Origin of the sequence: Streptomyces griseobrunneus (assembly GCF_046713465.1) — a bacterium.
GTDB classification, from domain to species: domain Bacteria; phylum Actinomycetota; class Actinomycetes; order Streptomycetales; family Streptomycetaceae; genus Streptomyces; species Streptomyces microflavus.
Genome location: NZ_CP177080.1, coordinates 7498517 through 7510818, shown reverse-complemented (window position 1 = coordinate 7510818; position 12302 = coordinate 7498517). Strand labels below are relative to the sequence as shown.

Here is a 12302-nt window from a genome sequence, read left to right as displayed (position 1 = left end):
GCTCAGCCGGCGACCCGCCGCACCGTACGCAGCAGGTACTCCTTGCGGTGCAGCGGGTCGTGGTCGGTGCGCGGGCGGTCCGGGGCCGGGCCGGTCACCGGGCGGTGGCCGTCGAAGGCGGACTCCAGCACCCCCTCGCCCCGGGTCAACCCCGGCAGCAGTTTCTGGAGTTCGTGGACCCGGGCCGCCGGGACCTCGCCCTCCAGGGTGCAGAGCGTTCCGTGCGTCTCGGGCGGCCCGGGCACCGCGCGGAGCCGGGCGAGGACGGGGACCAGTGCGCCGAAGGCGTCGGCGGGCAGCTCCAGGCGGAAGCGGTGCATCGGCTCGTACACCTGGGTTCCGGCCCGGCGCAGCGCGTCCATCAGCACCAGGGGCGTCAGATTGCGGAAATCGCCCGCCGTGCTCGACATGCTCTTGTCGAACGTGCCGTGGGAATGACTCTGCCGGGGCCAGTAACCGGAATGCGTCTGGGTGACGACGCAATCGGTGACCTGCCAGCCGTGAATTCCCTGACGCAAGGCGGAATGCACGGTTTCCTCGACCGCCCGCATCAAGGAATAGGGCATCGATCCGAGTTCCACCTCGCGGCGGAATTCCACTCCGCTGCCGTACGGTGCCGGGTCGACCCGCAGTCCGACGGTCGCGAGGAAGGGGTTGGGGTCGGTGTCGATGAACTCGACGGCCGCACCCGTACCGGCCGGCCGCTCCAGGCAGATGGTCGTGGTCGCGCGGAAGGTGACATCCACCCCGAACTCGTCGGCCAGGGTCGCCTGGATGACCTCCTTCTGCACCTCCCCGTAGAGCGAGAGGGACACCTCCTGGCGGAGGTCGTCGCGGCGGACGGCGATCAGCGGGTCCTGTTCGGCGAGCCGGCCGAGGGCTAGGTGGAGGGCGCCCCGGTCCTCCGGGCGACGGGGGACGACGACCGTCTCCAGGGTCGGCGGGGCGAAGTGGCGGCGTCCGGCCTCCGCCCGGGCCGCGCCGACGCTGTCGCCGATCCGGATGTCCGCCAGCCCTTTCAGCCTGCCGATCCGGCCGGCGCCGACAGCGGAGACCGGCACTTCGCCGCCGTCCTCGAAGACGCTGACCGCCGAGACCTTGCCCTCTCCCTCCCGGCCGTCCGGGCTGCGGAAGCGCAGCACCTCGCGGGTGTGCACGGTCCCCTCGACCATGCGGACGTACGCGGTCCGCTCGCCGTTCGCGGTCCGGTCGACCTTGAACACCGTGCCCCGGGCCGGCGCGTCCGCGTCCCCCGTGGGGGCGGGCAGCAGTCCGGTGATGCCGTCCACCAGGGCGTCGATACCCGCGCCGGTGGCGGCGGAGCCGAAGAAGACCGGGTGCACGAGGCACCGGCCGGTCTGTTCGGCCAGCGCCGCCAGCAGCCGGGCGTGGGTGAGGCCCGCCGGGTCGTCGACGTAAGCGGCGAGCAGCTCGTCGTCGTGGCGGGTGAGCAGGTCGGTGAGCGCGCCGGTGAAGCCGGGGTCGGCCTCGGTGAACGGTGTGCCGGTCGCGTCCCGGGTGCCGAGGTGCCGGGCCGAGCCCAACGCGACGATGTCCGGGGAGAGCCGTTCGGTGATGCTCGCCAGCAGCGAGCCGTACCGGGCGCCGGGCCGGTCGGTCTTGTTGACGAACAGCAGGGTCGGGATGCGCAGTCGGCGCAGGGTGCGCAGGAGTACGCGGGTCTGGGCCTGCACGCCCTCCACCGCGGAGACCACCAGGACGGCTCCGTCGAGCACGCCGAGGACCCGCTCCACCTCGGCGATGAAGTCCGGGTGGCCGGGGGTGTCGATCAGGTTGACCGTGGTGGCGCCGAGGGTGAAGGAGACGACGGCCGATTTGATGGTGATGCCGCGCCGGCGCTCCAGCGCGAGGGAGTCGGTCCGCGTGCTGCCGTGATCGACGCTGCCGATGGTGTCGATGACTCCGGCGGTGTGGAGGAGCCGCTCGGTCAGGCTTGTCTTACCGGCGTCGACATGCGCCAGAATTCCCAGATTCAACGTGTGCACGAAGCTTCATGTCCTTGAGAGAAAGGTGAATTTCTGTCGGGGTGGACACGAAAGCTCCGCGCATGATCGGACTCCTGGGTAGTACTGCCTGCTGGTCCGGGGAGTAGATCAGGGGGCTGTCGGAGGCCGCAACCTAATTTCCTTCCGCGCGCAGGTGCGGAAAGCGCCATTCGGTGCGGCTGCGGAGGGTTTCGCCGGGGCGGAGCACCGTGCTGGGGTGGGCGGGGCGGTTGGGTGAGTCGGGCAGGTGCTGGGTCTCCAGGCAGAGTGATCCGTGGCGTTCGTGGCGGCGGCCGGTGCCGTCGGTGAACGCGCCGTCGAGCTGGTTGGCGGTGTAGACCTGGAGACCCGGTTCGGTGGTCCAGAGCTCCAGGGTGCGCCGGTCGCCGGGGGCGGTGAGGCGGGCGGCCCGGCGGAGTTCGGCGGGGGCCGGTTCGCGCAGCACCCAGCAGTGGTCGAAGCCGCCGGCCAGGGCGACTTGGGGGTGGTGGCGGGCGAGGCGGTCCCCCAGCGGCTGCGGGGCGGTGAGGTCGAACGGGGTGCCGGCGACGGGGGCCGGGGGGCCCTCGGGGATGGAGCCGGCGTCGATGGGGAGGTAGTGGTCGGCGTCGACCTGGAGGGTGTGACCGAGGATGTCGTCGGCGCCGAGGTTGAGGTAGGCGTGGTTGGTGAGGTTGACGACGGTGGGGCGGTCGGTGACGGCCGTGTACTCCAGGGCGAGGGTGCCGGTGGTGTCCAGGGTGTAGGTGGCGGTGACGTCGAGCGCTCCGGGGAAGCCCATGTCGCCGTGGGGGCTGTGCAGGGTGAGGCGGAGGACGGCGGCGGAGCCGGTACGGTCTCCGGCCGCCTCCCAGACCTTGGTGTGGAAGCCGTCCGGGCCGCCGTGCAGGGCATGGCCGCGGTCGTTGGCGGGGATGTGGTGCGTGGTGCCGTCGAGGGTGAACCGGCCGTGGGCGATGCGGTTGGCGTACCGGCCGACGACGGCCCCGAAGTAGGGGTTCTTGTCGGTGTAGTCGTCGATGGCGGGCAGGGAGCGGACGACCGGGCCCGGGACGCCGGCGGTGTCGGGCACGGTGAGGCTGTGCAGGACACCGCCGTACGTGAGGACCTCGGCCCGTACGCCGGTGCCCGAGTCGAGGGTCCAGAGGTCGACCTCCGTCTGCCCGTGGGCGTGGCCGAACGGTTTGCGGTGCACGGTGGGCATGAGGAGTTCCTTGGGGGGTGGGAGGCGGCCTCCGGACCTCCGGAAGCGGCCTCTGGAAGGGCCTCCGGGGCTTCGGGAGGCCTCCGGAAGGGGCGCCTCCGGAGGGAGGCCTCTAGCGGGCCGGTCCGGAGGTCTCGCGGGGCGCGGTGGATTCGCGGACGACGAGGCGGTAGCCGGGGCGCGGCCGCCGGGGTTCGGCGACCGGGGTTCCGGCGAGGCGTTCGACGAGGCTGTCGACGGCGAGCCGGGCGATGGCCGCCTTGTCCGGCGCGATGGTGGTGAGGGTGGTGGCCCCGTACCGGCTCTCCTCGATGTCGTCGAAGCCGACGACGGCGATGTCGCCGGGGATGGTGAGGCCGCGTTCGGTGATGGTGCGCATGGCGCCGATCGCGATCATGTCGTTGTACGCGAAGACGGCGTCGGGCCGCTCCCCCCGGTCGAGCAGGGAGGCCATGGCGGCGGCGCCGTCCTCCCTCCCGTAGCCGTCGGTGACGACGACGAGGGACTCGTCGGGTTCGATGCCGGAGGCGGCGAGTTCCTCGCGCCAGCCGCGCAGCCTGAGGTGGGCGGGCTGGCGTTCCCGGCCGGTACGGGAGCCGAGGAAGGCGACCCTGCGGTGGCCGAGGGCGATGAGGTGGGCGACGGCCTCGCGGGCGGCGGCCACGTTGTCGATGGCGATGTGGTCGTACGGGGCCTCGTACTCCCGCTCCCCCAGCAGCACCAGCGGTGCCGTCTCGGTGCGGGCCATCAGGTCCTCGGTCTCCAGGTGGATGGGGCTGAGGATGAGGCCGTCGATGACGTGGGACCGGAACCCCTGGCTGACCAGCAGCTCCTTCTCGCGCAGGCCGCCGGTGTGGTCGACCAGGACGGTGTAGTCGTGCCGGGCGGCCGCGTCGACGACCTCACCGGCGAGCTCCGCGAAGTACGGGTTGCCGAATTCGGGCACGGCCAGCGCGATGATGCCGGTGCGGCCCTTGCGCAGGTGGCGGGCGGTGAGGTTCGGCCGGTAGCCGAGCTCGTCGATGGCCTGCTGGACCTTGGCGCGCATCTTGGGGGTGACGTGCTGGTAGTTGTTCACCACGTTCGACACGGTCTTGATGGACACGCCCGCCCGTTGAGCTACGTCCTTGAGGCTGACGCCCACGGCACTCCTTGTACTCGGTTCGATTCGTCCCTGTCAGGCCCGTCCGGTCCGTCCGGCCCGTCCGGTTCAGGTGGCTCTCCGGCTGCGCGCGAGGTAACGCTGCGCCACCACGACAACGATAAGGAAGCCGCCGCTGACCACCGATTGGTACGAGGAGTTGAGCGAGCCGATCTGGTTGATGAGGTTCTGGATCACGGCGAGCAGCAGCACGCCCCAGAGGGTGCCGCTGATCGAGCCGGCACCGCCGATGAGGAGGGTGCCGCCGATGACGACGGCGGAGATCGCGTCGAGTTCCATGCCGACGCCGACGATGGTGACGCCGGAGGTGAGGCGGGCGGCGTTGAGCGCTCCGGCGAGTCCGGCGAGGAGGCCGCTGAGGGTGTAGACGAGGATCTTCGTGCGGGCGACGGGCAGCCCCATCAGGGTGGCCGCGTCGCTGCTGCCGCCGACGGCGAACAGGGTCTGCCCGAACGAGGTGCGCTGGAGCAGCAGTCCGCCGGCCCCGAAGAGGACGAGGGCGATGAGGATCGGGTATCCGAAGCCCCAGACGCTGCCCTGGCCGAGTTCGGCGAAGGCGGAGTCCTTGGGGACCAGGTAGGTGGTGGCGCCCTCGTCGGTGAAGGCGAGGAGCATGCCGCGCGCCGCGAGGAGGGTGGCGAGCGTGACGATGAAGGGCGCCATGTTCGCGCGGGCGATGAGGAGGCCGTTGACCAGCCCGATCGCGCCGCAGACCACGAGAGGTACGAGCAGGGCGGCGAGGAAGCCCCACTGGGAGGCCCAGGCGGCGAGCACCCCGCCGAGGGCGAAGACCGAGCCGACGGAGAGGTCGATGCCGCCGGTGATGATGACCAGGGTCATACCGAGGGCGACGATCGCGAGGAACGAGGCCTGGACGGTGACGCCCCGGGCGTTGTCGAGGCCGGCGAACGTCGGGTAGACGAACGAGGCGATGAGGATCACGGTCAGCAGGACCGCGAGGACGCCCTGGCGCTGGAGGAGTTCACCGATCCGGGAGCCGGTGGAGCGCTCGGGCCGGGGTTCGGGGCGCGAGGGGGCGTTCTTGAGCGGCGCCGGCACCTGGGTGGCCGGGGCGGCGGGTGTGGTGTTCTTCATCGGGACCGACGCTCCCGGGCGACGTAGACGGCGGCGATGATGATGGCCGCCTGGGCGATCTGTGCGGTGGAGTCGGGCAGGTCGTGCTTGACGAGGGTGGCGCGCAGCAGCTGCATCAGCAGGGCGCCCGCGACGGTGCCGAGCACCCGGATGGAGCCGCCGTTCAGCGGGGTGCCGCCGACGACGACGGCCGTGATGGCGGAGAGTTCCATGAGGGTGCCGAGCGAGGACGGGTCGCTGGCGGTGAGCCGGGCGGTGGCGAGGATCCCGGCGAGCGCGGCCATCGTGCCGCAGAGGATGTAGACGCCGATCAGGACCCGCTTGACGGGCAGTCCGGACAGGGCGGCGGCCGGGCGGTTGCCGCCGATGGCGACGATCTGGCGGCCGAAGGTGGTGCGCTGCACCAGGAACGCGACGGCCAGCGCCAGCACGCCCGCGATGAGCACGACCAGCGGGATGCCGAGGAAGGAGCCGGTGCCGAGCGCGAGGACGTCCGGGTTGACGATCTGCTTGAGTTGACCGTCGGCCATCACCAGGGCCAGGCCCCGGCCGCCGACGAAGAGGGCGAGGGTCGCCACGATGGGTTGCAGTCCGACGAGCGAGACGAGCGTCCCGTTGATCGCGCCGACCACCGCTCCGGCCAGCAGCGCGATCAGGAGCGCGGGCACCAGACCGTAACCGAGGTAGAGCGGCAGCAGGGCCGCGGCGAGCGCCATCGTGGAGCCGACGGAGAGGTCGATGCCCTCGGTGCCGATGACGAGGGCCATGCCGAGGGCGACGATCACGATGGGCGCGACCTGGACGAGCTGGGTGCGCAGGTTGTCGGCCGTCATGAAGTGCTCGGTGAACAGGGCGTTGAACAGCAGGACGACGGCGACCGCCGCGTACACGCCGTACTCCTGGTACCAGGCGGGGTCGCGCAGCCGGGCCAGTGGCTTCGCGGGGCGTGGCAGGGTGGCCTGGGTGGTCATCGGGGGTCCTCCTGGCCGGCCGGGACCTTCCCGCCGGTGTCGGGCGTGCGGTCGGCGGGCACGGTGCCGGGCGAGTGGTCGGCGAGCACTTCGAGGAGGCGGCTCTCCTCCACCTCGTCACCGGCGAGTTCACCGGCGACGGCACCGCCGCGCAGGACGACGATGCGGTCGGCGCCCTCGATGAGCTCCTCGATGTCGGAGGAGATCAGCAGGACGGCGAGACCTTCGCGGGCGAGGTCGTCGATGAGGCTCTGCACCTCGGCCTTGGCGCCGACGTCGATGCCCCGGGTGGGTTCGTCGAGCAGCAGCACCTTGGGTTCCAGGCAGAGCCAGCGGGCGAGCAGCACCTTCTGCTGGTTGCCGCCGGAGAGTTCGCCGACCTTCTGCTCGGGGCTGGAGGCCTTGATGCGCAGCCGCTCCATGAAGATGTCGACGATCCGGTCCTGCCGGTCGCGGGAGACGATCCCGGCGCGGGAGAGCCGGGGCATCGCGGCGAGCACGATGTTCTCGCGTACGGAGAGCTGCGGGATGATCCCCTCGGCCTTGCGGTCCTCGGGGAGCATGCTGATGCCGGCACGGATGGCGGCGGCCGGGGTGGGGCGGCCGAGGCGCTTGCCGTCGACGGTGATCTCGCCGCCGTCCAGGGGGAGGGCGCCGGTGAGCGCCTTGGCGGTCTCGCTGCGCCCGGAGCCCAGGAGGCCGCCGAGTCCCAGGACCTCACCCCCGTACAACTCGATCGATATGTCGTGCAGTTGGTGGCGCCGGTCGAGTCCGGTGGCGGTGAGGACGGGGGTGCGGGCCACGTCGTGTCCGGCGGTGTCGAAGTTGGTGAGGCCCTCGCGGCGCACCTCGGCGAGGTCGCGGCCGAGCATCATCGAGACGAGCCGCATCCGGTCCAGGCCGGCCAGGTCTCCGGTGTGGATGTGGCGGCCGTCGCGCAGGACGGTGACCCGGTCGCAGATGCGGTAGAGCTCGTCCATGCGGTGGCTGACGTAGAGGACGGCGATGCCCTGGCCGCGCAGGTTCTCGATGACCCGGAAGAGGGTCTCGACCTCGCGGGGTTCCAGGGAGGAGGTGGGTTCGTCCATGATGACGACCTGGGCCTTGACGGAGACGGCGCGGGCGAGCGCGACCATCTGCTGGGTGCCGATGCCCAGGGTGTGCAGGGGGCGCCCCGGGTCGACGCGGACGCCGAAGCCGTCGAGGAGTTCGGTGGTCTCGCGGTGCATCCGGGCGAAGTCGATGAGGCCGAAACGGTTCTTCGGCTCCCGGCCCAGGAAGATGTTCCGCGCCACGCTCATCAGCGGGACGAGGTTCACCTCCTGGTAGATGGTGGAGATCCCGGCCTGCTGCGCCTCGAAGGGCCGGGCGAAGCGGACGGGCTCGCCCGCCACCCGGATCTCGCCGCCGTCGCTCTGGTAGACGCCGGTCAGCACCTTGATGAGGGTGGATTTGCCGGCCCCGTTCTCGCCGACGAGCGCATGGGTCTCCCCGGCGCGCAGCGAGAAGGAGACGTCGTCCAGGGCGACGACACCGGGGAACCGCTTGCTGACCGAGCGGGCTTCGAGCACGGTGGCCGCCACGGCGGTCTCCTGGTGCTGGGGTGTCGCTTCGGTTGGTGCCATGAATCCTGGCCTTCCGGTGTTACGGGAACGGGGCCGGGCCGCCGAACGCCTCGGGGGCGTCGCGGCGGCCGGCCGTCCGGTCGGGGTCAGTAGGCTCCGCCGAGCGAGTCCTTGGCGTTGGCCTCGTCGTACTCGCGGTCGGTGATGATCACGTTCTCCGGGATCTCCTCACCGGCGTAGAACTTCTGAGCGGTGGCGAAGGCGAGCGGGCCGAAGCGCGGGTTGGACTCGATGACCGCGTTGTACTCACCGTTGACCAGGGCCTGGACGGCGTTGCGGGTGCCGTCTACCGAGACGATCTTGACGTCCTTGCCGGGCTTCTTCCCGGCCGCCTTGATCGCGGTGAGGGCGCCGAGGCCCATCTCGTCGTTCTCCGCGTAGACGGCGGTGATGTCGGGCTTGGACTGGATGAGCTGCTCCATGACCTGCTGGCCCTTGTCGCGGGCGAACTCGCCGGTCTGCTGGGCGACGATCTCCAGGCCGGGCGCCTGCGCCTTCACCTGGTCGACGAAGCCCTTCGTGCGGTCGGTGGTGACGTTGTTGCCGGAGGCGCCGAGCAGGATCGCGACCTTGCCCTTGCCGCCCGTCACCTTGATCATCGCGTCGGCGGCGCGCTTGCCCTGCTCGACGAAGTCGGAGCCGAGGAAGGCCACATAGTCCTTGCAGGCGGTCGAGTTGACCTTGCGGTCGATGGTGAGGACGGGCACCTTCTTCGCCGCGGCCGCCTTCAACGCGGGCTCCAGACCGTCGGAGTTGAGGGGTGCGACGATGAGGAACTGGGCGCCCTGCGACAGCATGTCCTGGATGTCGCTGATCTGCTTGGACAGTTGCGACTGGGCGTTGGTGGTGAGGAGCTTCTTGACGCCGATCTTCTTCGCCTCGTCCTTGATGGACTGGGTCTCGGCGATCCGGAAGGGGTTGGCCTCCTTCTCCGACTGGGAGAAGCCGACGACGGCGTTCTTCAGGTCCAGCTTCGGTGCGCCGTAGGTCTCCAGCGAGCAGCCCGAACCGGAGGTGGAGTCGGGGGACTTGGCTTCCTGGGCGCCCTGGCTGCTGTCGCCGCCCGCGTTGTTCGAGGTCTCCGACTTGGCGCAGCCGGCGGCGGCCAGCGTGGCGGTGGCGGCGAGGAGGCAGGCCACGGCGAGGGTACGGGGTCGACGCTGGATCTTCATGCGCGGAACGCTCCTTGGCGGGTTGACGGCACGCGCATCGGCGTGCGGTCGGGCATGCGGGACGAGGCATCGGCCGCTCGGCGGCTGATGTCACTGCATTCCTCACGACCCCGCTCCGTACTGCGGGAACAGCGATCGCGAGAGCTTGCGCGGCCTGTCGGTGGCTCGGTTTACAACGTTATATAGGCGGTGCGGCACGGGCGGCAAGAGCAGGGTCGATGCGTTTCCAAAATGTGTCGGCCACTCACCGGGGCGTGCGTACGGGAATCGGCCCGCCCCACGGCAACGGGTCCTGCGCAACCTCTGGACAGCCGACCGGCACCGTGCTGTCATACCGCCGGACGCCATATTTCCAACGTTGCAAGCACCGCTGCCGTCAGCCGGGCCGCCCGCGCGACGGCGACCTTCGGCATGCGCCCCTCCGCTTCTCCGCGCCCGACCGGCCGCCCCGCCGCTCCCCCGGCCGGGCGGCCCCCGCACCACGCCCTGCACCAGCCCCGCGCACCGCACCGCGCGCGGCGACCACCCCCACCGAGCCGACGGCAGCTCAGGCGGCCACCGGCTCAGAGCAGGAGCCGTACCCATGCCCCTGAACCGCAGGCAGCTCATCACCACCGCCGTGGCCACCGCGGTGGCCACCGGCACGACGAGCCGGTGGGCGACCGCCGCCACGCCCCATCGCCACCGGGTGGCGGCCGCCCCCGGCGGCCACTACTCCCCCAACGCCGCCCCCCTCCACCCCACCGCCTTCCTCAAACTGCCCCCGGGCAAGGTGAAGGCACGCGGCTGGCTGGCCGGTCAGCTCCGGCTCCAGCTGGAGGGGCTGTGCGGCCGGTACGAGGAGTTCTCGCACTTCCTGGACTTCACGGCGACCGGCTGGGTCCGCCCCGATCGCGGCGGCTGGGAGGAGGTCCCGTACTGGCTGCGCGGTTACGCCGATCTCGCGATCGTCACCGGGGACGCGGCCGCGCTGGCCACCACCCGCCGCTGGATGGACGCGATCCTCGCCACCGGGCAGAGCGACGGCTTCTTCGGCCCGAAGGCGCTGCGGACCTCGCTCAACGGCGGCCCCGACTTCTGGCCGTTCCTGCCGCTGATCCAGGCGCTGCGCTCCTGGCAGGAGTACAGCGGCGACACCCGGATCATCCCCTTCCTCAGCCGCTTCTTCCGCTACATGAACGCCCAGGGTCCTGGCGCCTTCAACACCTCCTGGATCGCCCTGCGCTGGGGCGACGGCCTGGACAGCGCGATGTGGCTCTACAACCGCACCGGCGACGCCTACCTCATGGACCTCGTCGACAAGATCCACCGGTACGGGGCGGACTGGGGCGACAATCTGGTCAACCCGCACAACGTCAACATCGCCCAGGGCTTCCGCGAACCCGCCCAGTTCTCGCTGCGCAGCGGCTCGGCGACCGACACCCGGAACACCTACGGCACGTACGCGAAGGCCATGGACGCCTACGGGCAGTTCCCCGGCGGCGGGTTCGCCGGGGACGAGAACGCCCGGCCCGGCCACGGCGACCCCCGCCAGGGGTTCGAGACCTGCGGGATCGTCGAGTTCATGGCGAGCCACCAGCTGCTCACCCGGATCACCGGGGACCCGCTGTGGGCGGACCGATGCGAGGAGCTGGCGTTCAACTCGCTGCCCGCGTCGCTCGATCCGTCGGGCAAGGCGGTCCACTACGTCACCTGCGCCAACAGCGTGGACCTGGACAACGCGCCCAAGCGGGACCGCCAGTTCCAGAACCCCTTCGCGATGCTGGCGTACCTGCCGGGCGTCGACCAGTACCGCTGCTGCCCGCACAACTACGGGATGGGCTGGCCGTACTTCACCGAGGAGCTGTGGCTCGCCACCCCGGACGGCGGGCTCGCGGCGGCGATGTACGCGCCGAGCGAGGTGACGGCGAAGGTCGCGGACGGCACGGAGGTGACGTTCACCGAGGAGACCGGCTACCCCTTCACGGACACGGTGACGCTCTCCCTCACCGCACCGAAGCCGCTCCGCTTCCCGCTGGTGCTGCGCGTCCCCGCCTGGTGCGCGGATCCCGACCTCCGGGTGAACGGGCTGCGGGTCACCGCCCCCGCCGGCCCGGCGTTCACCCGGATCGAGCGGACCTGGTCGAGCGGCGACAGGGTCACCCTGCGGCTGCCGCAGCGGACCGCCGTACGCACCTGGGCGGAGAACCACGGCTCGGTGAGCGTGGACCACGGGCCGCTCACGTACTCCCTGCGCATCGGGGAGCGGTACGAGCGGATCGGCGGCAGCGACACGTTCCCGGAGTACGCGGTCCACGCCACGAGCCCGTGGAACTACGGCCTCGTCCTGGACCCCGCCCGGCCCACCGCGGACCTGCGCCACCGCTCCACCGGCCGCGCCCCCGGCGACAATCCGTTCACCCACTCCGGAACCCCGCTCACGATGACCGCCCGGGCCCGCCGCATCCCGGAGTGGACGGCGGACGACGAGCACGTGGTCGCGCCGCTCCGGGCGAGCCCGGCACGCTCCACGGAACCGGTCGAGGAGGTCACGCTCGTCCCGATGGGCGCTGCACGGCTGCGGATCACGTCCTTCCCGACGGCCGCCCCGGACGCCGAACCATGGCTGGCGGACCGCTGGTACCGGATCTCCAACCGGCACTCGGGCAAGGTGCTCGGCGTGGACGGGATGTCGACCGCCAACAGCGCCCACGTCGTGCAGTTCGGCGACACGGGGACGGCGGACCACCTCTGGCGGCTGGTCGCCAACGGCGACGGCTGGTACCGCATCCGCAACCGGCACTCCGGCAAGGTGCTGGGCGTCGACCTGATGTCCACCGCGAACAGCGCGCACGTCGTGCAGTTCGACGACAACGACACCGCCGACCACCTCTGGCAGCTCGTTCCGGACGGGGCCGGCTGGTACCGGATCCGTAACCGGAACTCGGACAAGGTGCTCGGCGTGGACGGGATGTCCACCGCCGACAGCGCCCATGTCGTCCAGTACGAGGACAACGGAACGGCCGACCATCTGTGGCGGCTCCTCTGAGCGCCACTCCCCCGCCCTCTCCCCGCGCCACCCCGGCGC

General features: G+C 71.3%; 8 protein-coding genes. 1 reads left to right on the top strand and 7 read right to left on the bottom strand.

From position 1 onward, the window contains the following. Nucleotides 1–2: 2 nt before the first annotated feature. From ACK8N7_RS34265 to ACK8N7_RS34235, 7 genes are all read right to left on the bottom strand, one after another. Nucleotides 3–2006 (bottom strand): GTP-binding protein, encoded by a 2004-nt coding sequence (locus tag ACK8N7_RS34265; RefSeq protein ID WP_500444953.1) that lies wholly within the window; start codon nt 2004–2006, stop codon nt 3–5. Between the two features lie 133 nt (nt 2007–2139). Beyond that, nucleotides 2140–3210 carry an aldose epimerase family protein gene (locus ACK8N7_RS34260; RefSeq protein ID WP_403214136.1) on the bottom strand — a complete coding sequence of 357 codons (1071 nt, stop codon included), beginning with the start codon at nt 3208–3210 and terminating at the stop codon, nt 2140–2142. 112 nt (nt 3211–3322) lie between these two features. Continuing rightward, entirely contained in the window at nt 3323–4354 is a 1032-nt protein-coding gene (locus ACK8N7_RS34255) for a LacI family DNA-binding transcriptional regulator (protein WP_403214134.1), read from the bottom strand. A gap of 66 nt (nt 4355–4420) precedes the next feature. Next, nucleotides 4421–5467, bottom strand: a complete 1047-nt coding sequence (locus tag ACK8N7_RS34250) for an ABC transporter permease (protein WP_500444951.1) — start codon at nt 5465–5467, stop codon at nt 4421–4423. Beyond that, complete coding sequence (locus ACK8N7_RS34245; protein WP_358722690.1) at nt 5464–6438, bottom strand: ABC transporter permease; 975 nt, start codon at nt 6436–6438, stop codon at nt 5464–5466. The genes ACK8N7_RS34250 and ACK8N7_RS34245 overlap by 4 nt, the downstream gene beginning before the upstream one ends. Beyond that, nucleotides 6435–8063, bottom strand: coding sequence for a sugar ABC transporter ATP-binding protein (locus ACK8N7_RS34240; protein ID WP_403214128.1), 1629 nt, complete (start codon nt 8061–8063; stop codon nt 6435–6437). Before ACK8N7_RS34240 ends, ACK8N7_RS34245 begins: the two co-directional genes overlap by 4 nt. Nucleotides 8064–8149: 86 nt before the next feature. Further along, nucleotides 8150–9235: an ABC transporter substrate-binding protein gene (locus ACK8N7_RS34235; RefSeq protein WP_015606910.1), complete on the bottom strand. Its 1086-nt coding sequence runs from the start codon at nt 9233–9235 to the stop codon at nt 8150–8152. Nucleotides 9236–9818: 583 nt separating this feature from the next. Between ACK8N7_RS34235 and ACK8N7_RS34230 the strand changes: the two genes are divergently transcribed. Further along, on the top strand, nt 9819–12263 hold the full coding sequence (locus ACK8N7_RS34230; protein WP_500444948.1) for an RICIN domain-containing protein: 2445 nt from the start codon (nt 9819–9821) through the stop codon (nt 12261–12263). Nucleotides 12264–12302 lie beyond the last annotated feature (39 nt).